This window comes from Catenovulum maritimum (genome assembly GCF_001050375.1).
In the GTDB taxonomy this organism is placed as follows: domain Bacteria; phylum Pseudomonadota; class Gammaproteobacteria; order Enterobacterales; family Alteromonadaceae; genus Catenovulum; species Catenovulum maritimum.
In genome coordinates this window covers 337,900-359,784 of the sequence record NZ_KQ130483.1, presented here as the reverse complement: position 1 = coordinate 359,784, position 21,885 = coordinate 337,900, and the positions used below count along the sequence as shown (strand labels likewise).

Below are 21,885 nucleotides of genomic sequence, written 5' to 3'. Positions count from 1 at the left end.
ATTATGGTGTAATTAATACTTTATCAGGTGTTGGTAATATTATGGTTTTCTGAACTTTCCAAGTTTTATTGTATGGCTCAATAGTAACTTGCCATTTGCCTTTCATATTCTCAGGTAAATTTGCCGTGTATAAGCCATCACCTCGCATAGTAGCCATTAAGTTGACGTCTTTTACCACTTGAGTTGGATGATAAAATGACACGATAACACTGGCTAATTCTTTAGGCGCTTTTTGGTTTTTATTAATATCTAATAAGAGACGGTCAGGTTTAAATTGAGCAAAAATAGCAATGCCATAATCTTTAGCTAACCTCTCTCTATCGAATTCTTGATTAATCGCTTTACCTTTTTTGTAGTAGTCATCGACTACCATCTCAACTTTATAATCACTGTAAATATTTAAACGAATTACCATGATGATAATAGGTAAAACTATGATGGTAATTAATACCCAAGGCCAAGGTTCTTTATACCAGGGTCTAATCGGCTCTTCAGTCATATTAAAGTCAACCTTTTACTCGTTATTTATAGTTAGATATAAAAAAGCCCTGCTAAACAGGGCTTTTCACTACAGCGTTAACAATCTATTTGTTTGATAAGCTGTAAACGTAAGCAGAAATTATGTGAACTTTATCTTCACCTAAAATTTCTTTCCATGCTGGCATTACGCCGTTTCTGCCGTGCTTGATTGTTTCAGTAATCGCACGTTCAGAACCACCATATAACCAGATATTATCGGTTAAGTCTGGCGCACCGAAAGGTAAGTTGTGCGCTAAGCTACCTTTACCGTCTGCACCATGGCAGGCTGCACACATGCCATATTTAGCTTCGCCAGCAGCTGCAAGTGCAGAGTCAACTTCTCGACCGCTTAAACTGATAACATAAGCTGTTACTTGTTTAACACCGTCTTCACCTAGAGTTGCTTCCCAACCTGGCATAGCGGCTTTACGTCCAATTAACAAACTTTCTTTAATTTTTTCAGGTGAACCACCATATAACCAGTCATTATCTGTTAGGTTAGGGAAGCCTTCACCGCCACGAGCATCTGAACCGTGACATTGCGAACAGTTTTGTAAAAATAAACGCTGACCAATTTCTAGAGCATCTTCATTTTTTGCTAAAGCAACAATATCTTGTTTCGCAAATTTTTCGAAGATTGGACCAAATTTTTCATTGGCTTTAACAACTTCTTGGTCATATTGAACATGTAAACCATTGTCTATACCAGCTTGTGTCGCAGCTTTAGACTCAGCAACTGATTTTAAACCTTGGTTGGAACTCGTCCAATCTAATATCCCTGCATAGTTACCTAAACCTGGGTATGCAATTAGGTAGTAAACTGCCCAAACTGCTGTTGCCCAGAACATTTTAGTCCACCAAGCTGGTAATGGATTATTAAGTTCTTCAATGCCGTCGAATTCATGTCCCATGGACTTGCCTTCTTCAACACCCGTATAATTTTGCATGTTCCAGTATAAAATGCCAAATACAAGAACCAAACATGAGATGGATAAAATCGCTACCCATAAACTCCAAAAGGTACTCATAAAAATCCCCTAATCTTGTCGAGTCTCAGACTCTTTGTCGTTGCTCTTCTTAATATCTTCATCATCTAATATAGAGTGAGCAACATGATCAAATTTCTTCTTACTGTGTTTGCTGTATGCCCACCAAATGATGCCGCCGAAGACTAGCATCATTATAATGGTGTATACACCTCGGTAAGTACCGTAATCCATCTTATTTAAACGCCGTGCCAAGTGTTTGCAAGTAAGCAATTAAGGCATCCATTTCTGTTTTGCCTTTGACTGATGCACTTGCAGTAGCTACGTCTTCATCTGTGTAAGGAACACCAAATTGTTCTTTAAACACACGGATTTTTTTCTCAGTTAACTTTCCGTCTAACACATTTTCTTCAAGCCAAGGATAGGCTGGCATAATAGATTCAGGCACAACGGCTCTTGGATCAATTAAGTGTACTCTGTGCCAATCGTCAGAATATCGACCACCTACGCGAGCTAGGTCTGGACCTGTACGCTTAGAACCCCATAAGAATGGATGTTCCCAAACAGATTCACCTGCAACTGAGTAGTGGCCGTATCTTTCTGTTTCACTACGGAAAGGACGGATCATTTGGCTATGACAACCCACACAACCTTCTTTTATGTAAACATCACGACCTTCCATTTCTAAAGCTGTATACGGTTTTAAGCCGTCTACAGGTTCAGTCGTGTCTTTCATAAACATTAGTGGTGTGATTTCTACCAAAGTACCAAAGCTAATTGCGATGATTGAAAGAATTGCTAACCAGCCAATATTCTTTTCAACTATTTCATGTTTATTCGCCATTTTTAACTCCTAAACCGCTTGAGCTGTTGATGATGGAACTGAAGCAGCTTCAGTTTTTTCAGAGCGAATTGTGCGTACTACGTTGTATAACATGATAATCATACCAGCAACACAACATAAGCCACCGATCCAACGGATGATATTAAGTGGTTTCTTCTGAGCAACAATTTCAACGAAGCTGTAAGTTAATGTACCGTCAGCATTAATTTGACGCCACATCATGCCTTCCATTACACCTGAAATCCACATTGCTACTATATAAAGCACAACACCAACAGTTGCTAGCCAGAAATGTATGTTGATTAATTTAATGCTATACATTTTTTCACGACCGAATACTTTAGGTATTAAGTGGTATAAAGAACCAATTGAAACCATAGCAACCCAACCTAATGCGCCTGAGTGTACGTGACCTACAGTCCAGTCAGTGTAATGAGATAAAGCATTTACTGTTTTGATTGCCATCATTGGACCTTCGAAAGTAGACATACCATAGAAAGACAATGAAACTATCATGAAACGTAAAATTGGGTCAGTTCTTAGTTTGTGCCATGCGCCAGACAGCGTCATGATACCGTTGATCATACCACCCCATGAAGGCACGAATAATACAACTGACATCACCATACCTAATGATTGAGTCCAATCAGGTAAAGCAGTGTAATGAAGGTGGTGAGGACCAGCCCAGATATATAAAGATACAAGAGCCCAAAAATGTACAACAGATAAACGGTATGAATATACAGGTCGCTCAGCTTGCTTAGGTACGAAGTAATACATCATGCCTAAGAAACCAGCTGTTAAGAAGAAACCAACCGCATTGTGGCCGTACCACCATTGCATCATAGCATCAACTGCACCTGAATAAATCGAATAGGATTTGGTAAAGCTAACCGGAATAGCCATGCTATTACCTATATGAAGTACAGCAACCGTTAAAATGAAACCGCCGTAGAACCAGTTAGCAACATAAATATGAGAAACTGTGCGCTTAACTATAGTACCAAAGAATACAATTGCATAAGCAATCCAAACAATAGCAATTAGAATATCGATTGGCCATTCTAATTCAGCGTATTCTTTTGAAGACGTTAAGCCTAGCGGTAAAGTAACCACTGCACTTAAAATAATTGCTTGCCAGCCCCAGAATGTGAACTTAGCCAATTTATCGCTGAATAAGCGAGTTTGACAGGTTCTCTGTACGACGTAGTAAGAAGTTGCGAATAAAGCACAGCCACCGAATGCAAAAATAACCGCATTAGTGTGAAGTGGTCGCAACCTAGAATAGGTTGTGTAAGGTAGGTCAAAGTTTAACTCTGGCCAAACTAACTGAGCAGCTATTAGAACACCCGCAGACATTCCAATTAGCCCCCAGACAACAGCCATAAAGGCAAAGTTTTTGACTATGTCAAAATTATAATTAGGAGTTGTAGAACTTGTTGCGCTCATTTTGTATCTTCCAAAACGAAAAGATTATGTTAATAATTAACAACTCTTCGCCATCCAAGGTTCAAATGTTTTTAGATAACAGCGAAATTGTTCAAATAACATTCATTTTGAACGCTATTTAGGCAGTTAAGCTGATCCATGATTAAAATCGTGCAGATTGTATGGTTTTTACAGCTAAAAATATAGTCGACTTTGAAAAAAACATGATTTGAATCAATTGAATTTTTCTTTAATTTTACAGGTGTACGTTTGAAAACTTATTTAAAACTGGTATTTGCACTCATCTTTTTTATTTTTGTCTGGTTTTACAATAATCAAAAAACATTAAGCCCCCATGACTGCGAACTAGATTTTCAGGTTAAATGTAATACACAAGAGCAGGGATTAACTCTAGATATTCACGCTTCAATGCCAGTAATGCTCGAAACAAGTAATAAAGTCACAATTAATTTATCCAAGCCTAGCTCTGATTTAAAAGCTTGGTTGTCCGGACAAAATATGCAAATGGGCAAAATTCCAATCCAAGTGAAACGAGTTAACTCAAATGAATATCAACTCAGCGTTGTCCCTGTGATATGCGCAGAGGCTAATATGATTTGGAATATCGAATTAGAGATTGAGTTATTAGATCACAACACTAGCATTAAGCAGGATGTGATGTTTGAAACACAAAGGTAATTTGTGTTTCAAACTAAGTAACTAAGTCTGGGTAACAACTTACTTTCTTATCCAGAGTTAAGGTTAAGTAGGTATTTTAATTAAAATTAAAGCTTTCTAAGCCAAATATTTCGATAGCTGACTTCGTCTCTGTGATCTTGTAACAGCAATGGGCGGCAACCATGGGCTTGATATTTTGGCTGGCCGACAAAAACGGTTGCACCTTGAATTTCAGTATGATTTTGAATCAAAACACCATTGTGCAAAACGCTGACATAAGCTTTCGTAATTAACTGACCAGATGCCGAAAACTTAGGCGCTTTAAAAATAATATCATAGGTTTGCCACTCTCCAGTGGGTAACATGGCATTGACGAGTGGAGCGGCTTGTTTATATACAGCTCCCGCTTGGCCATTACTGTAAGTCTCATTGTCGTATGAATCTAACACTTGGATCTCATATTGGCCCTGTATAAAAATCCCACTATTGCCTAGTTGTTGGCCGGACTTTTCGGGTGTTTTTTTAGGTGAGCGCCATTCAATATGTAATTGCATATCGCAGAAGCTTTGTTTCGTTTCTATACTTCCCGAGCCAGGTACCACGGTTAATTGATTATTTTCGACCGTCCATTTCACTTTCTGGCCTTTGTTATGCTGCCAATGATGGTAGATATTATCAGTTAAATTAATTGCGTCGGACGGGATTGGAGTGGGTTTAACCTCAATGACTTTCGGTAACCAAACTTCGGTTAAAGCAGCTTGTTCTCTCTTGGTAAGCGCTTGAGATTGGAAGCATGCCAACAAACTCAAACTGGAAATCAGGCAAAAATTTTTTATTTTGATCATTTAATTGGTATCTAATTATTTATTGGCTATACATATTTTAAATATAACCTTGATTATTGTTAATTTAAGTTAAGTCGTTCAAATTTTATTATTCATGGCTAATTCAATTTTAGCTGATATCAAAATTTTATTTACTTGTATTTTTAACAATATGTAAATTAATTTTTACCTTTTCGTAAGGTTTAGAGGTTTACTTATAAAATAATTAATACAAATCAATGGTTTATTACTTTGTGGCTAATAAATGTAAATACAAGGTAAAACGCTTTACCTTTGGCTTTTTTTATTTTAAAATGCTGTAAAAATTGGGGTAAGATAATTAATTATTTACCATAAATAACTTTCTATTAATCAAGCATATGGGTTTTTAAATGACTACTGAATTTGATCCAACTGAACATCCTCATCGCCGTTACAATCCTATGATAGGGGAGTGGGTATTGGTTTCGCCACACCGAGCTAAGCGACCTTGGCAAGGACAGTCTGAAGTGTTAGATGTGGAAGATAAACCTGCTTATGATGAAAGCTGTTATTTATGTTCTGGTAATACCCGAATCAATGGTGAAGTGAACCCTAAGTACACAAAGACCTTTGTTTTTACTAATGATTTTGCTGCCTTACGTGATGATACACCTCAGTGTGAAACGGCAGATCCTTTATTTAAAATGTCGACAGAGCAAGGTTGTAGTCGTGTAATTTGTTTTTCTCCAGACCATAGTAAAACGTTACCACAACTATCTACCGCTGAAATAAAAGATGTTGTAGATACCTGGCAAGCTGAGACAGCTGATTTGTCAAAAACTTACAATTGGGTGCAAGTTTTTGAAAATAAAGGCGCTATGATGGGATGCTCTAACCCCCACCCACATGGTCAAATTTGGGCTCAAAACCAAGTTCCAACATTACCAGCTAAAAAATTAGTGAATTTTGCTAAATATTACCAAGAACAAGGTACAAACTTACTTTCTGACTATGTAGCAAGAGAAATTGAATCTCAAGAACGTGTTGTTTGTCAAAATGATGATTGGGTTGTTGTTGTACCTTATTGGGCTGGCTGGCCATTCGAAACTTTATTATTACCAAGATTCAAAGTTGCTCGCATGACTGAGTTGAATGAATCGCAAAAGGAATCTTTAGCGGACATAGTTCAACAAATTACGATTCGTTATGACAACTTATTTAATACTTCATTCCCATACTCTATGGGTTGGCATGGTGCGCCATTTGATGGACAAGACCATGATGAATGGACATTGCATGCACACTTCTTCCCGCCATTATTGCGTTCAGCTACGGTTCGTAAATTTATGGTTGGTTATGAAATGATGGCTGAATCACAAAGAGATTTAACACCTGAACAAGCTGCTGACAGATTAAAAGCAGTACCTGCAACACATTACAAAGCGAGCGTATAAGATGACACGTCAAGAATTAGTCGAAACTGGTTTTTCTAAATTTTTTAATAAAACAGCGGATGCGTTTTTTCACGCACCTGGTCGTGTAAATATTATTGGTGAACATACTGATTACAACGGTGGTTTTGTATTACCTGCTGCAATTAATTTCGGTACTGATATCGCAGCAAGTTTACGTGATGATCGTAAGGTAAATGTGCAAGCTTTAGATATTAATGCTGAGTCTGTCAGTTTTTCATTAGATGATATCCAATTTGATGAAAAATATACTTGGAGTAACTACATTCGAGGTGTGTTAATCGCTTTATTGCAAGATTATCCTGAAATTAAAGGTGTAGACTTTGTTGTTTCAGGTAATGTACCTCAAGGTTCAGGTTTAAGCTCATCTGCTTCTTTTGAAATTGCGGTTTTAAAATGTTTTGCTAGCTTGAATAATTTGCCTTTAGACGGTATCCAAGCTGCTTTAAAAGGTCAGCAAGCTGAAAACGAATTTGTTGGCTGCTCGTGCGGTATTATGGACCAACTGATTTCTGCTATGGGTAAAAAAGATCAAGCCATGCTACTTGACTGTCGCTCATTAGAAATCCAATACACTTCTATTCCTAAAGGTTTAAATTTATTCATTGTGAACTCTAATGTTAAACGTGGTTTAGTTGATAGCGAGTACAACTTAAGACGTGAACAATGTGAAGAAGCAGCTAAAGTGATGAATGTTGAGTTACTAAGAGATGCAGATATGCGTTTATTAGAGCAACATAAAACAGATATGAGCCAAACTGCGTTTGTACGAGCTCGTCATGTTATCACTGAAAATGAAAGAACATTAAATACCTTAACGTCATTAAATGATGGTGATATCGAAACGGTTAGCCGTTTAATGCGTGAATCTCACATGTCAATGAAAGACGATTTCCAAATCACAACATCGCAAATTGATTACCTAGTTGATCTAATCCATGCCGATTTAGGTGCTAAAGGTGGCGTTCGTATGACTGGCGGTGGTTTTGGTGGCTGTGTAGTGGCATTAGTACCTGATGATTTAGTGGATACAATTAAAGCAAGCATTGAAGCGAATTACGAAAAAGAAACAGGCATTAAAGAGTCTATCTTTATTTGTACAGCAGAGCAGGGCGCATTCGCTTAATTCATTAATTAATAAAATTAGGCGATATGATGTCGCCTTTTGAAAAGGTTTAACGATGAAAATTTTAGTAACAGGCGGAGCTGGTTACATAGGCACTCATACTTGCACCGAGCTTATCGAAGCAGGTCATGAAGTTGTTGTTATTGATAACTTAGCAAATAGTAAACTTGAAGCGCTAAAACGTGTTGAAAAAATTTGTGGTAAGGAAGTTAGCTTTATTGAAGGCGATATTCGTGATGAAGCTGTATTAAATGATATTTTTAAATCACATAAAATAGATTCAGTTATTCACTTTGCTGGCTTGAAGGCAGTTGGTGAATCAACTGAAAAACCACTTGAATATTATGATAACAATGTCAATGGCACACGTATTTTAGTTAAAGTGATGCTTGAAAATGATGTTAATAGCTTAATCTTTAGTTCATCTGCCACAGTATATGGTGATCCTGCGAGTGTACCTATTACCGAAAACTTCCCATTAAGTGCGACAAATCCATATGGTCGAACTAAATTAATGGTTGAAGAAATGTGTCGTGATATCGTTGTTGCATACCCTAAATTAAGTGTCGTATTACTTCGTTATTTCAATCCAGTTGGTGCACATAAGAGTGGTACTATTGGTGAAGATCCAAATGGTATCCCGAATAACCTAATGCCTTTTATTACTCAAGTCGCAGTAGGTAAAAGAGAAAAATTATCTGTTTTTGGTGGTGATTATTCAACTAAAGATGGCACAGGTGTTCGCGATTATATACATGTTCTTGATTTAGCGAACGGTCATGTAAAAGCTTTAGAAAAATTACATGCAAGCCCTGGTGCACATGCAATTAATTTAGGCACTGGTAATGGTTATAGTGTGCTTGAAATGGTTAAAGCCTTTGAAGCAGCAAGTGGTAAACCTGTACCTTATCAAATTGTTGACCGTCGACCAGGTGATATAGCAGAATGCTTTGCTGAGCCTAAATTGGCGGCAGAGTTAATTGGCTGGCAAGCGACTCGTGGTGTTGCTGAAATGGCTGAAGATTCATGGCGATGGCAGTCAAATAACCCTCAAGGTTATGCATAATCGTTTTTGTAGAATTAGGCTAACTTAGCCTAATTCTTTTTCTGATTTGTTAGAGCTAAATCAATATAAATTGCGAGTATCAGAGCCATCACAGACAGTTCAATTCAAGGCGTATCATTGCAGATATGTAGGCACCTTTCAAAATGATACAACACAGAAGTGAGCTGTCTGTGAGTCTCCTGAAAGGCTGGGCTAAAAGCCATTTATTCTGCGTTAATTTGGCTTGGCATAGAACCACTATGCCTGTGCCAACTTGCCTTGCCTAAATGGCTTTTATCTCCAGCTGATTATCGTTATTTATATTGATTTAGCTCTATCTTTCCATTTCATTTTCTATATAAGCTCATACTCCTTATTTAAATTTTAGTATTTTTTCTATTCATTTAAACACGTCCAAACAGAGTGTAATTTATACCAGCCATTACGTACGCTAATTCGTATCACTAAAAGAAAAAATATCATCCTAAAAATTAATTTTTAAAATTTTAATAATTTGATCTGTTTTTCAATGCCTTAGTTAACTTTTTATTCCGAACTAAGGTTAGCTAAGGCTTTTCTTTGGTTTCTTCCCCCATCCTGTTTAATTTGTTATTAACTTTTTTGTTGGCTAATTGTTGAATTTAGGTTTAAAACGTAATACTGTTATTTAGGTGTTACATTTAAATACATCATATGTTAGTGTTTTGTGGCACATGGATTATCACACACTAACTTGAGCCGAATAGGAAACCAATATGAAATTAAGCCAAATATCATTAGCCATTTTATTAAGTATGGGATTATCTGCCTGTAAGTTAGAAATTAATCAGGAAGGTGAATTCGATGACGAAGTTGTTGAAACACCAACCGACTCTTTACCGACTGGTGACTTAGCTTTCACCGGCAATTTCGAACAAAATTCCGATGTTATGCTTGTTACTGATGCCTTGGCTGATATTGACGGTGATATTATTCTAGATAGTTTCACTTGGTATGCTGATGATGTCGAAATTATTGGCGCAACATCCGATACGTTAAATTTAACTCAAAACGAAGTGGGTAAGAAAATTTCAGCTGAGGTTGTCTTCCATGATGACATGTTTAATCTTCAATATAGCCTCCAAGTTGAGTCATCAAGTTTAGTGCAAAATATCGATGATGCTTTAGCTGGAAGTGTCATGATTTCGGGTAACTTTACTGAAGGTGAGACTTTGCAAGCGAGTAATGATTTTTCAGATCTTGATGGTTTAGGTACAGTCAGTTACCAATGGTTTGTTGCAGATGCAGCCGTTGCGACAGGTGCAAGTTATACTTTGCAAACAGGTGATGCAAGTAAAGAAGTTTATGTTGCAGCGACGCATACAGATTCGCTTGGCGGAGTAGAAACTGTCTCGTCGAGCAAAACCCTAATTGCTGCGGCCGATACAGGTTCAGATTCGAATGTCGCTATGATAGAAATTACGGATGGCGATACGGTGATCGATACAGCTATTAATATTCCAACTTGTAGTGTTGCTGCTGTAGGAGTACAAGCTAAAAATTCAGCGAATGAAAACCTAGACGCGACAGGCTCATATTCTTGGTCATCAGCTGATGATACTGCAGTTGCAATACAGCAAGCGAGTGGGACTGATGCCATTTTAGCAGCTGGTCCAGTTGAAGCGAGTAATGTCAGTGTTACAGTTGAATTAGATAATCCAGTTGAAAACGATGCCGTTGATGTAAATGTAGTTGATAACTTCTTTTGTACAGGAACTGATTCAGCTGCTTTGACCTATAATTTTGCAAATACTTTTGCAGGTGCAGGTAAAGCTATTCCAACTGAAGTTATTGATGGGGTAACTGTTGTCGCGCATGGCGGCACTGAAAACTATTGGTATTCTTTAGCTGAGGCTGGCAATGGCACATTGGCAGTCCCAACGACAAGAGATGTATTAATTGGTCAAGGGTTTGGCGGCGGTAATGCCTTACATTTAGCTACGCCTGTTGGTGATGGCAGTACACTATATGCAGAACAAAATCGCCGTACCTCTGCGATTGAAAATCCTTTCCATTTCTTGGGTTCAGGTCAAAATCAAGGAGATACTTTTGAGTTGACTGTATGGGCTAAAAACAACACAGATCATGAAGTGACTTTATCTGTCGGTGCTCAACCTTGGTTTAATCAACATCAAGATGGCACAACTAACGTGGTTGGTGCCGATATAGATGGAAACTCTTGGACACCTATGGCAAAAGCTAATGTACTTGCGAAAACGCTTATCTCAGGCACAGTACCAGTTGGTGCTGGTTGGCATAAGGTCAGCTTAGGTACGATTAGAGTACCCGTTGTTGGCGAAGAATTAGCGACAGGTAGTGCTGCTAACGATGGCGATAAACCTTGGGTATCAGGATGGTCAGAAACAGTTTACTTTAGCTTTGAGCTAACGCCAGCTGACGGCGTGAGTGATGATATTGTAATTAGCGATATCAGCTTAGTTAAAACTATAGATGTTGCTGATCCACAGCCATAATTGAATTTTAACCTTGTAATAAAGCCCAATCATCTAATAATGATTGGGTTTTATTATAGCCTGAGTCCCATTTATCTGAACCGTCACTAGATATTCTTCGCTGCTTTAGAGTCAACTCATAGCACCAAATTATTCCGCCAAAATATTTTATCTGTTTAAAAACTATGTTTTGCATATCCTCAACTGAAGTCGTAAAATCTTAAGCATATTTTTGTTACTTGAAACTTACTATGCCTGTTAATTTACCTGCGGTTAATGCAGAAACCCTAAACCCGATTGAGGGGATCCGTCTCGGCTGGACTGAAGCTGGAATCAAAAAAACGAATCGAAAAGATCTATTGGTTATCGAAGTTGCTCCTGGTAGCTCGGTTTCTGGTGTGTTTACTCAAAATAGATTCTGTGCTGCGCCTGTTAAATTGTGCCAAAAACATTTGGCGAGCGGTAATCAAATTAAAGCGTTAGTGATTAACACGGGTAATGCAAATGCAGGCACAGGTGAGCAAGGGATGAAAGATGCCATTGTCACATGTCAAGCTGTTGCAGAGACAATGAATATAGAAATGGAAGCTGTGTTACCATTTTCAACGGGTGTTATTTTAGAACACTTACCTATGAACAAGCTTTTACCTGCTATTCCAAAAGCTGTCTCTAATCTAGCGACTGATCATTGGGCACAAGCGGCCGAAGCAATAATGACAACAGATATAGCGCCAAAAGCTTATTCTAGTCAGATTGACTTAGCGGGTGCTAAGGTGAAGGTGACTGGTATTTCTAAAGGTGCTGGTATGATCCATCCCAATATGGCAACCATGTTAGGTTATTTAGCGACAGATGCTGCGATAGAACAATCTTTCCTTGATGAAATCACTAAGGAAATCGCTGATTTATCTTTCAACTGTATTTCTGTTGATGGTGATACCTCTACTAACGATTCGTTTATTGTTATGGCGACTGGTCAATCAGGCGCTGAAAAAATTACATCCAGAGAATCTAACGGCTTCAAAGCATTATTTGATGAATTAGTTAAAGCATCACAATTTCTTGCTCAGGCGATTGTTCGCGACGGTGAAGGGGCAACTAAATTTATTACCGTGAATGTGAAAGGTGCTAAATCGGTTAAGGAAGCAAAAACAATCGGTTTTTCTATTGGTAAGAGCCCATTAGTTAAAACGGCTATGTTTGCATCGGATCCTAATTTAGGAAGAGTGTTAGCAGCCATTGGTTATGCTTCTCGTGAGTGTGAATCGTTGGAAGATTTAGACACGAATGCATTAGAGCTATATTTTGGTGATGTAATGGTTGCCGAAAAAGGCGGCCGAGCAGAAAGCTACCTTGAAGAACAAGGCCAAGCCATCATGGATCAAGCTGAAATTGAAATGACAGTTGTACTTAACCGAGGCGAAGCTCAAACCACTATTTGGACATGTGACTTTAGTTATGACTACGTCAAAATTAATGCTGAATACAGAACTTAATTTGTATTTTATAACGAGCAATTAAATAAAAACCACTTCACGCGTGAAGTGGTTTTTTACACCTATTAGCTGGGTGTGATACTTAGCCATATTTAATTAGGCTTGGTATAAATTTTATCGAGCTTAATGTCTGCCAGCAGCACCTGTCGTCGCTACCCAGCGCGGATCTGGGGTGTGTGAGCTGTTCATCAATCGATCAAATTTGGCTGCGAGTTCAGGGTACTGATCCGCTAAATCATTTTTTTCGCCTAAGTCTTTGGTGATATCATAAATTTGTACTGGCCCTGTGAACATAGGTGTACGTACAGCTTTCCATTTACCTTGTCGCAAAGCTTGAATACCACCCATTTCGTAAAACTCCCAGTAAACAAAATCATGCTGCTGTTGTTCAGAATCTTTGCCGAATAACACAGGACTAATGCTGACACTATCTAGTTTTTCTGGCGTTTTAACACCTGCTAAATCAGCGGCTGTAGCCATTAAATCACCAAAGTAGCCTACATGGTTACTGGTTTTACCTGCAGGCACTGTGCCCGGTGCCCAAGCAATCATAGGGACACGAATACCACCATCATAAAGTACTCGTTTGGTACCTTGAAATGGCCCATTAGAGTCAAAGAAATAAGGGTCATTATCACCTTCTTCATGTGGACCATTGTCAGAGGTAAACATAACGATAGTGTCGTCTTCTAAACCTTTCTCTTTTAACTTATTTAGAATTCGGCCAACCCCTTTATCGATAAAATCAACCATGGCAGCATAGCCTTTGGCTGGCTCTTTCCAATCTTTATCTGCATATTCTTGATAGCTAGATTCTGGTACTTCCATGCCGTGCGCCCAGTCAAATTTTTCTGCTTCATTGTTCGCATGTGGTGAAGTTAAAGAAACAAATAGAAAGAAAGGATCTTTTCCTGCGTTATCAATGTATTCAACTGCTTCGTCAAAAAATAACTGGCTTGAGTAGGTTTTTCGATTTTCGGGTTTAGCAACACCGCCATGAAAGTCCATATAAGCAATAGGACCTAGTTCAACTATGTTATCCAACATAACTTTTTCTTTGTTGCGCCAAAGCCATTCAGGGTAGTGATTGTGTGCATGGACTTGGTTTAGATAGCCAAAGAAATAATCAAATCCTTGATCGTTTGGCAAGCCTGTATTACCGTCGTCGCCCAAACCCCATTTGCCCACTAGAGCCGTTTTATATCCAGCATCTTTGAGTACTTCTGCTACCGTAATATCTTCTGGTGCTAAAGTTTGAGTTTTGACGCCTGCGTTGCCCCTGACTGGCGTATGGCCCATATGCAAACCTGTCATTAGAACACTGCGAGATGGTGCGCATACGGTTGTTCCAGCATAAAAGTCGGTAAAGCGAATGCCTTCAGCCGCCATTTGATCTAGGTTTGGCGTTTTAATTTTTTCTTGGCCATAAGAGCCTAAATCTGCGTATCCCATATCATCAGCCATAATGAAAATAAGATTGTATTGTTTATTGGACTCAGTTTTATTTACGCTAGCCGTTTGGTCATTTTGGTCACCACAACCAATTAAACCTATCGTCGGCAATGCCATAGCTATGGCTAATTTTCGTATGGGGTTTGTGAATTTGAACATCCAATTTCCTTTGTCTACTTGTTAATATAATTATTATTTTGAGAGATAAAAAAGAGGGTGATGAAACCCTCTTTTTTGCTAGTGTGATTTAAGGTTGAAAACCTTTGCCTTGCTGACGCAGACGGTCAGGCGAGGTGCCTTTAGTGTCTGGCTGCCAACTTTCTGTTATTTCATTATTGTCAGTCATGATTTGAGCAAACTTAGCCACCAGTTCTGGATGCTGAGCTGCAATATTAGTTGTTTCGCTAGGATCTTTTTCTAGGTCATAAATTTCGATTGGTCCTGTCCACATAGGTAAACGTACCGCTTTGTATTGACCCATGCGCACAGCTTGTGATGAACCATGTGCATAAAATTCCCAATAAATATACTCATGATCTTTTTGTGCTTCATCTTGACCTAATAAAGTTGGTAAAAAGCTAACAGAGTCTCTATCTGCGGGTAGAGCAACGCCTGTCATTTCCGAAGCTGTCGCCATAAAATCGCCAAAATAACCAATATGGTCACTTACTACACCTTTAGCTACAGGACCACCCCAAGCAAGGGTTGGCATACGTATGCCACCTTCGTATAAATCTCTTTTCATGCCTCTAAATTGCCCTGAAGATTTAAAGAAGTACGGGTCACCACCTGCTTCTTGATGCGGACCATTATCAGCACTAAACATAACGATGGTTTTATCTTCTATGCCTGCACTTTTTACTTTGTCTATTAGTAAACCCACTGTGGTATCTATATGATCTATCATAGCCGCATAACCTTTCATTGTGTCGGGCCAATCTTTGTTTGCATATTTTCCATAGCTAGGGATTTCTAAACCATGCGCCCAATCTACGTCGTTAGCTTCATTGTTAGCATGTGGTGAAACGAGTGATACCATTAAGAAGAATGGTTTATCTTTATTTCGTTCAATAAACTGTAACGACTCTTCACGAATTAGATCATCTGCATATTCGACGCGTTTATCTAATGGTGTAATTTGGCCTTCAAAGCCAAATTTATAACAGTAGCCACAGCCTGATGGTATGACTTCATTTTTCAACTCGACTCTTTCTTTGTTGCGATATAAGTGATCTGGGAAGTGGTTGTGCGCGTGAATATGATTTAAGTAACCATAAAAATAATCAAAGCCTTGTTCGTTTGGATGCCCTGAGTCATTTAGTTCACCTAAGCCCCATTTACCTATTACCCCTGTGGTATAACCGGCTTGTTGGAAAATATCACCGATAGTAATATCCTCTGGTTGTAAATGCTCGCTCTTAAACCCTGGCGCTTCTTTAATATTCATTAAGTTCGCACGAATTCTAGTATGGCCTTGATGCTGGCCTGTCATAAGTACACTTCTAGATGGTGCACAAACCGATGAACCAGCATAAAAATCAGTAAAACGGATTCCGTCATTGGCCATTTGGTCCAAATTTGGTGTAGTGAAACTTTGTTGGCCGTTGACACTTAGATCTCCATATCCCATATCATCAGCTAAAACGAAAATAAGGTTTTGTTTTTCTGATTTTTTATCAGCAACTTGAATTGAAGAAGGGGCTTGCTGACTACAGCCTAAAGTAACTGCTGCAGAAAGTACGGCAACTGATAAAGTGGCATTTTTTAGCCATTTTTGATGGAAAGTCATGGAATTGGATATCTCCTGTCGGTATATGCGCTCAAATTTTAATTTTTATCTTAGACCCACTCCTGAGTTTGAAAAAGTTAAGATTTGTATAGTTTATACAATATATGCTAAAGCCAATTACATTGGATTTGTTTGCAATTAGACTAGCTCGCTAACTTAGCAAAAGACGATTCAACATACTGGGAATTTGAGTGTATGCCTGTGGTATCTGTTGTTAATTGAATTTTGCAAAGCAATTACTATTAAAACTAGAGAGTAGATCTGTATGAAAATAACAAAGGCGTTGTTAACAAGTGCAATTGTAATAGGTATATCAGCATGTGGTTCAGTCGAGCAAACTGTCGAGTCAAAAACGCAAATGGTGCAAGAAAAAAGCTATCAAACAGAGTTAGGTACCATAGCTTTAAACTCAATTAAACAGCGAGTTGAGTCAAGAAGTTATCCATCTGTATTCCAAGCATGGAATCCTCTTGATACTGCTGAATTCCCATTAGATACCCTAGAAAACCGCCTAACTGCGGCGGCAAAGCACGATTTGCTATGGGAAGAGCCAGTGAGTCAAATTAGTTTTAATACACCTTTGGTACTAGGCACAGAGTGGAATCATAAACATACTGGTTTAGCTGATGGTTTTGATCCTAAGACTTATCAGCAAGCTTTAATTAATCGAGCAAAGTTATTAGAGAAAAACCCAAATATGGTGATGCTGATGGAAGTGCGCTGGCGTGATGCACCTGGTAGCTACTTACCTGAAGATAGTGAATACTGGTTAAGAAATGATGATGGAAGTCGCGTTGCTGGCTGGAAGGGCGGTCCAGAGCCATACTATATGTTAAATTACGAAAACAAAGCTTTTCAGCAGCGTGTTGCTCAAATGTCTAAGATTGCCGTTAACTCTGGGGTTTATGATGGTGTTATGTTCGATTGGAGTGGTCATTTAGATATCATTAAACTCACTCGGGCTGCTATCGGAGATAAAGCTTTAATAACAGTGAACATTCATGACTATTTAAATAAAGCTGAAAAATATCAAGAGTATATCAATGGTGCTTTTATGGAGTGTGATCCAGACCATTCATATAAACCTTTATGTACTTGGGACGGAATGAAAAAAGCGATTGATTTTTATGAGTTAAAGTTTAAGAAGCCTGTGATAACAGGGGTTGAAGCTTGGGGCGATCGTGAAAATGAAAAAACAATGCGCGCAATTACAACTTTAGCCCTAACGCATTCTAATGGTTATGTTCTATTCGCAGATCCAAATCCGCTGAAAACGCCGGATCACTTGCATAACTGGTATGATATGTGGGACTTTGATTTAGGTAAACCGACTCAAGATGGCATGATTAGACCAGATGGTGCGAGCCAAAGACAGTTTGAAAATGCTTTAGTTGTCTACAACCCTCAAAATAACGAAAAAGTGACAGTGAAATTTAAAAATTTGCATAAGCGTTTTTCAGATGGCAGGGAAGGCTACGAATTTGTCATTAAAAATGTTGACGGCGATATTTTTAGCCCAGTGAAACATTAATGATTTTGAATTTAGGTTAATTAACAAAGCCGAGCGAGTGCTCGGCTTTGTTAGTCTAAACTCAGTACCTCACTAAACTAATAGCAAGTTGTATGCGCTTAAGCTTGTTCTTTATACAAATGAACATCTGTTTGTGGGAATGGGATAGAACAACCAGCGTTTTCTAATGCTAATTTACCTTCTTCATGAATATCAAAGAAGTAGCCCCAATAATCTTCAGTTTTAACGAAAGCTCGGTATAAAATATTGACAGAGCTATCGCCTAACTCGACAACAGCGACAACATTATCTGCATCTTTTAGTACACGTTCGTCTTGTTGCATCAATTGAGTGAGTGTATCTCTAGCGACTTTCATGTTATCTGAATAGCTAATCGAAAAAGTCACTTCTACAGCACGAGTTGGGCTTTTACTATAGTTAATCACATTGCCGTTAGATAATGGACCATTTGGGATAATAATAATTTGTTTATCAAAAGTTTCTAATACAGTGACAAAGATGCCCATTTCAACCACAGTACCACTTTGTCCCTGCGCATTGATATAATCGCCAACTCGAACCGGACGGAATATAAGTAACATGACACCGCCAGCAAAGTTAGATAAGCTGCCTTGCAGCGCCATACCCACAGCTAAGCCTGCAGCACCTAAAATGGCAATAAATGAAGTCGTTTCTATGCCAACCATAGAGGCGACACTGATCACTAATAAAACTTTTAAAATGATGTCGACAGCACCCGATAAGAAGGTGCTTAAAGTGTCATCAACTGCACTTTTTAATAAGGCTTTATGTGCCGAAGCACTTATTCTATTAATTATCCAAAGACCAATAATTAAGACGACTAAAGCGAGTAGAGCTTGAGAGCCATATTCAACTACATAGGTGAATATTTGCTCTGAATATTTTTCAATATCTTCTATCATGTTTCTTCCTTAACCTAGATTATTATGAATGATATGGATGGTAAAACTTTTAGTAAGCTAGATAGCATCCAAATTGATATTCAAGGTGCGTGAATATATCCGAGGAACAGGGAAGTATGGCTTCAATTTCCTCGGGTATATGTCTAAACAATAAAGCTTAGCGTAGATTTGTCCAGTTTAATTTTTATGAAATCAATGCCTTGTGAATTTAGATCAACTAATTTTTAAACAAAGCTAAGTTTGTCTATTTTTCCATGACGTGTAGATTCCGCTTTTAGCGGATGCTTTATTTTTTGCCAAGCTGTGACTTTTCCGCCTATATTGATATGTTTAAAACCACGGCACTTGTCGTCTGTTTGGAAGTGATTATTAGTTACTAAAGCATGCATAGCTAAAAATTGCCTCAACTTTAAAAAGCTGCCTGTGTGGCTAATATCTATGCTTAATAAATCATTTGGCCTATTCATAAAATACTGCTGAATTTGGTTTTGGTGCTTGTTGTAGCAAATGTTTAAGTATTCATCATCAGCAAGCTTAGCTTCAGATAAGCCGGTAAATGTTTGATTAAATGCTTGTTTGATTATTGGGTTAAAACCGCCATCACAGCGTTGTAAATTGACCAACATCCTAGTTAATAACTGCCTTATTGAAGGCCGCCAAACGTTTAATTCTCGAGTTAAATTTATAAATAAAGAATTTGGATAAAGTTTATCTAAGGCTTGATAGTGAGAGAAAACCGGCGTGTCTGCAATTACCTGAGCTTGCTCAAAACATTTATTCACATAAGCTGTATGCGCAGTTTTAAAGCCAAGCTCTAACATAGCAACACATATACTAGTGGTCGCAGTTCTAGGTAGGCCAATAATAAAAATTTTATTAGGGATCATATTTTAAGTAAATTATATGCATCTAGTATGGAAGGCTAGTCTTTAACTTGTTAGTTTATTACAATTTTTTTAAAAATGGTCTAACTTTATAATATGCTTATAAAGCGGTTGATAGATTAGGGGGCGTTTTGATTCAAATTAAAAATATTTACTCCCTTTAAAAAATAAATAAAACAATAATAATTGAGTTAAGTAATGGAATCACATTATCCATCAGAAGATATATATAAAAAACTAGTTAATGGCTCATTTGAAATGTTCTGCACGGCTAATCAAAATGGGTTTTTTGAGTATATTAATCCTAGCTTTACTAAAGTACTGGGTTATCCTCAGGAAGTGCTTGTATCTACGTCATTCTATGAGTTCATCCATCCAGAAGATATCGAAAAAACCAAACTTGAGTGTCAAAAATTAATAGATGGTAATGACACCGTTAAGTTTGAAAATAGATACAGGCATATTCATGGGCACTATTTAACTTTCTCATGGAGCGGCTCTTATGATAGAGATAAACAACTCATATTTGCAGTAGCCCACGATGTTACTGAAATAAAAAAAGCACAAAATATTTCGCTGCAAATAGAGAAAGCACTATATAAAGAAACTATTTTGGCAAAAACAGACTCTAATGGAGTCATTATTGAAGTTAATGATAAGTTTTGCCAGATAAGTGGTTATTCGAAACAAGAATTGATCGGCAAAACCCACAAATTAGTTAATTCGGGGCATCATCCTAAGTCTTTTTTTAAGTCTATGTGGCAGACTATTTCTTCTGGGAATACTTGGACCGGCGTGATTAAGAATGTTAGTAAATCTGGTCAATTTTATTTTGTTCAAAGTGTTCTTACGCCTATTTTTGATGCCGATGGGAACATAGTTAATTATCTGGCTATCCGCCAAGACATTACCGACAGTATAGTTAACCAAGCTAAGTTAACTAAAACGCTCGAAATTTTAAATGAAACTAACTCTATTGCGAATGTTGGTGGCTGGGAGCTAGATATTGAAACTGGTGATCTAACTTGGACTGAAGAAACGTTTAAGATTTTAGAAGTAGAGCAAAGAGTAGACTCAAAACCTATATTAGAAGAGGGAATAAAGCTCTTTACACCAGAATATATTCCCGTCATTGAAAATGCGGTTAACAGAGCGATTCAATATGGGGAATCTTATAGTTTAGAGCTACAGGCATTAACCGCTAAAGGTAATGTCGTCTGGGTATATACTAATGGTAAACCGAATTATAAAGATGGCAAGATAGTTTCCTTATCCGGCACAATACAAAATATAGATTTAAGAAAAAGCGCAGAAATAAAATACGCTAAAGAAAGACAGAAAAGTGCTCAAAACGCCAAATTTGCTTCATTAGGTGAATTATCGGCTAGTGTTGCACATGAGATTAATAATCCATTAGGCATTATCTCTGGAACTGCAGAGCTGGTTGCTAGGCCTAATTTTAAATTAGAGAAACTAGCTACTAAGATGGATGTTATCCATAAATCAGCCGATCGTATTTCACATATAGTTAAAAGTTTAAGAAAATTTTCAAGAACAGATGAAGTTAATGTCAAAAATGCTTATTCGATATCGCAAATTATTGAAGAAGCGATTACTTTAACTCAACCTAAGTTACAGCGAGAACTAGTTGAATTAAATTACACGGATTCTTCTAACGCTATGGTACTGTGTAATGAGATTGAAATTGAACAGGTTATGATAAATTTAATTAATAATGCAATTGATGCTGTTCAAGATTTGGCGGATAAGTGGATTAAAATTATTGTGCAAGACATTGGCAGCTTAGTACAGCTTGAAATAATTGACTCTGGTTCTGGTATACCAGAATCTATTCAACCTAGAATATTTGATCCTTTTTATACAACTAAAAATGTGGGTGAGGGTACGGGCTTAGGTTTGTCTATTATTAAAGGTATTCTCGATGATCATCAAGCCAATATATCGATTAACAATGACAGTACTCATACTTGTTTCATAATTCAATTTCCGAAACACGGAGGTTAGCAGTATATGTTTAGCCTGATATATTTAGATGATGAGCTTTCTTATTGTGAGATGTTCGAAGAATATTTTGCTTCCGATAACTTAGAAATTTTTACCTTTTCTTCTGCAAACAAAGCAATAAAGTTTTGTAATGATTCAGAGCGTAAAATAGATTTAGCATTTTTGGACTATAGATTAGCGGATACCACAGGCGTTGAAGTTGCTAAAGCAATTAGTTCGGATATACCAAAAATCTTGGTGACGGGCGAATTAACCAAACCTAACAGTGACGAATTTATTTATTTTATTAGTAAGCCTTTTAAATTTAGTGAGATAGAAGAAATCCTTCTCAAATGTAATTTATCTTTATAGCCCGGGTTTAGGTATCAAAAGCCGATCTAGTGATCGGC

20 protein-coding genes are annotated in these 21,885 nt (G+C 37.7%); 9 read left to right on the top strand and 11 right to left on the bottom strand.

Annotated elements, in window-relative coordinates:
- Position 1 precedes the first annotated feature (1 nt).
- The 5 genes from XM47_RS04140 to ccoN all read right to left on the bottom strand — a co-directional run bounded on the left by XM47_RS04140 (position 2) and on the right by ccoN (position 3,798).
- Positions 2 to 499, bottom strand: a complete 498-nt coding sequence (locus XM47_RS04140) for a FixH family protein (RefSeq protein WP_048690018.1) — start codon at positions 497 to 499, stop codon at positions 2 to 4.
- Positions 500 to 584: 85 nt separating this feature from the next.
- Positions 585 to 1,547, bottom strand: coding sequence for a cytochrome-c oxidase, cbb3-type subunit III (ccoP, locus tag XM47_RS04135; protein ID WP_048690013.1), 963 nt, complete (start codon positions 1,545 to 1,547; stop codon positions 585 to 587).
- A gap of 9 nt (positions 1,548 to 1,556) precedes the next feature.
- On the bottom strand, positions 1,557 to 1,739 hold the full coding sequence (locus XM47_RS04130) for a cbb3-type cytochrome oxidase subunit 3 (RefSeq protein WP_048690010.1): 183 nt from the start codon (positions 1,737 to 1,739) through the stop codon (positions 1,557 to 1,559).
- A 1-nt stretch (position 1,740) separates the two neighbouring features.
- Complete coding sequence (gene ccoO, locus XM47_RS04125; protein WP_048690008.1) at positions 1,741 to 2,349, bottom strand: cytochrome-c oxidase, cbb3-type subunit II; 609 nt, start codon at positions 2,347 to 2,349, stop codon at positions 1,741 to 1,743.
- 9 nt (positions 2,350 to 2,358) lie between these two features.
- On the bottom strand, positions 2,359 to 3,798 hold the full coding sequence (gene ccoN, locus XM47_RS04120; protein WP_048690005.1) for a cytochrome-c oxidase, cbb3-type subunit I: 1,440 nt from the start codon (positions 3,796 to 3,798) through the stop codon (positions 2,359 to 2,361).
- A 249-nt stretch (positions 3,799 to 4,047) separates the two neighbouring features.
- Between ccoN and XM47_RS04115 the strand changes: the two genes are divergently transcribed.
- On the top strand, positions 4,048 to 4,476 hold the full coding sequence (locus XM47_RS04115; protein ID WP_048690003.1) for a hypothetical protein: 429 nt from the start codon (positions 4,048 to 4,050) through the stop codon (positions 4,474 to 4,476).
- Positions 4,477 to 4,562: 86 nt separating this feature from the next.
- Here XM47_RS04115 and XM47_RS04110 read toward each other — a convergent pair whose 3' ends face one another.
- On the bottom strand, positions 4,563 to 5,300 hold the full coding sequence (locus tag XM47_RS04110) for a 3-keto-disaccharide hydrolase (RefSeq protein ID WP_048690000.1): 738 nt from the start codon (positions 5,298 to 5,300) through the stop codon (positions 4,563 to 4,565).
- Positions 5,301 to 5,671: 371 nt separating this feature from the next.
- Here XM47_RS04110 and XM47_RS04105 point away from each other — a divergent pair, with 371 nt between their 5' ends.
- From XM47_RS04105 to XM47_RS04090, 4 genes are all read left to right on the top strand, one after another.
- Positions 5,672 to 6,715 carry a UDP-glucose--hexose-1-phosphate uridylyltransferase gene (locus XM47_RS04105; RefSeq protein ID WP_048689997.1) on the top strand — a complete coding sequence of 348 codons (1,044 nt, stop codon included), beginning with the start codon at positions 5,672 to 5,674 and terminating at the stop codon, positions 6,713 to 6,715.
- Between the two features lies 1 nt (position 6,716).
- Complete coding sequence (gene galK, locus XM47_RS04100) at positions 6,717 to 7,859, top strand: galactokinase (protein WP_048689994.1); 1,143 nt, start codon at positions 6,717 to 6,719, stop codon at positions 7,857 to 7,859.
- A 55-nt stretch (positions 7,860 to 7,914) separates the two neighbouring features.
- Entirely contained in the window at positions 7,915 to 8,925 is a 1,011-nt protein-coding gene (gene galE, locus XM47_RS04095) for a UDP-glucose 4-epimerase GalE (protein ID WP_048689992.1), read from the top strand.
- Between the two features lie 734 nt (positions 8,926 to 9,659).
- Positions 9,660 to 11,417: a hypothetical protein gene (locus tag XM47_RS04090; protein WP_048689989.1), complete on the top strand. Its 1,758-nt coding sequence runs from the start codon at positions 9,660 to 9,662 to the stop codon at positions 11,415 to 11,417.
- A gap of 7 nt (positions 11,418 to 11,424) precedes the next feature.
- Here the strand turns inward: XM47_RS04090 and XM47_RS19080 are convergent, their stop codons facing one another.
- The gene (locus tag XM47_RS19080; RefSeq protein WP_154665742.1) at positions 11,425 to 11,592 is read right to left on the bottom strand and encodes a hypothetical protein; all 168 of its coding nucleotides are present in this window, start codon (positions 11,590 to 11,592) and stop codon (positions 11,425 to 11,427) included.
- A gap of 55 nt (positions 11,593 to 11,647) precedes the next feature.
- Here XM47_RS19080 and argJ point away from each other — a divergent pair, with 55 nt between their 5' ends.
- Positions 11,648 to 12,892: a bifunctional glutamate N-acetyltransferase/amino-acid acetyltransferase ArgJ gene (gene argJ / locus XM47_RS04085; protein WP_048689986.1), complete on the top strand. Its 1,245-nt coding sequence runs from the start codon at positions 11,648 to 11,650 to the stop codon at positions 12,890 to 12,892.
- Positions 12,893 to 13,015: 123 nt separating this feature from the next.
- Here the strand turns inward: argJ and XM47_RS04080 are convergent, their stop codons facing one another.
- The gene (locus XM47_RS04080) at positions 13,016 to 14,503 is read right to left on the bottom strand and encodes an arylsulfatase (RefSeq protein WP_149865447.1); all 1,488 of its coding nucleotides are present in this window, start codon (positions 14,501 to 14,503) and stop codon (positions 13,016 to 13,018) included.
- Positions 14,504 to 14,591: 88 nt separating this feature from the next.
- Positions 14,592 to 16,133: an arylsulfatase gene (locus XM47_RS04075; RefSeq protein WP_053084508.1), complete on the bottom strand. Its 1,542-nt coding sequence runs from the start codon at positions 16,131 to 16,133 to the stop codon at positions 14,592 to 14,594.
- A gap of 265 nt (positions 16,134 to 16,398) precedes the next feature.
- Between XM47_RS04075 and XM47_RS04070 the strand changes: the two genes are divergently transcribed.
- Positions 16,399 to 17,664: an alpha-amylase family protein gene (locus tag XM47_RS04070; RefSeq protein ID WP_048689983.1), complete on the top strand. Its 1,266-nt coding sequence runs from the start codon at positions 16,399 to 16,401 to the stop codon at positions 17,662 to 17,664.
- A 98-nt stretch (positions 17,665 to 17,762) separates the two neighbouring features.
- Here XM47_RS04070 and XM47_RS04065 read toward each other — a convergent pair whose 3' ends face one another.
- Both XM47_RS04065 and XM47_RS04060 read right to left on the bottom strand, forming a co-directional pair.
- On the bottom strand, positions 17,763 to 18,587 hold the full coding sequence (locus XM47_RS04065; RefSeq protein ID WP_048689981.1) for a mechanosensitive ion channel family protein: 825 nt from the start codon (positions 18,585 to 18,587) through the stop codon (positions 17,763 to 17,765).
- A gap of 224 nt (positions 18,588 to 18,811) precedes the next feature.
- Positions 18,812 to 19,474, bottom strand: a complete 663-nt coding sequence (locus XM47_RS04060; RefSeq protein WP_048689978.1) for a sulfotransferase — start codon at positions 19,472 to 19,474, stop codon at positions 18,812 to 18,814.
- A 195-nt stretch (positions 19,475 to 19,669) separates the two neighbouring features.
- Between XM47_RS04060 and XM47_RS04055 the strand changes: the two genes are divergently transcribed.
- Both XM47_RS04055 and XM47_RS04050 read left to right on the top strand, forming a co-directional pair.
- Positions 19,670 to 21,496: a PAS domain-containing sensor histidine kinase gene (locus XM47_RS04055; RefSeq protein WP_048689975.1), complete on the top strand. Its 1,827-nt coding sequence runs from the start codon at positions 19,670 to 19,672 to the stop codon at positions 21,494 to 21,496.
- A 6-nt stretch (positions 21,497 to 21,502) separates the two neighbouring features.
- Entirely contained in the window at positions 21,503 to 21,847 is a 345-nt protein-coding gene (locus XM47_RS04050; RefSeq protein ID WP_048689973.1) for a response regulator, read from the top strand.
- Positions 21,848 to 21,885: the final 38 nt, after the last annotated feature.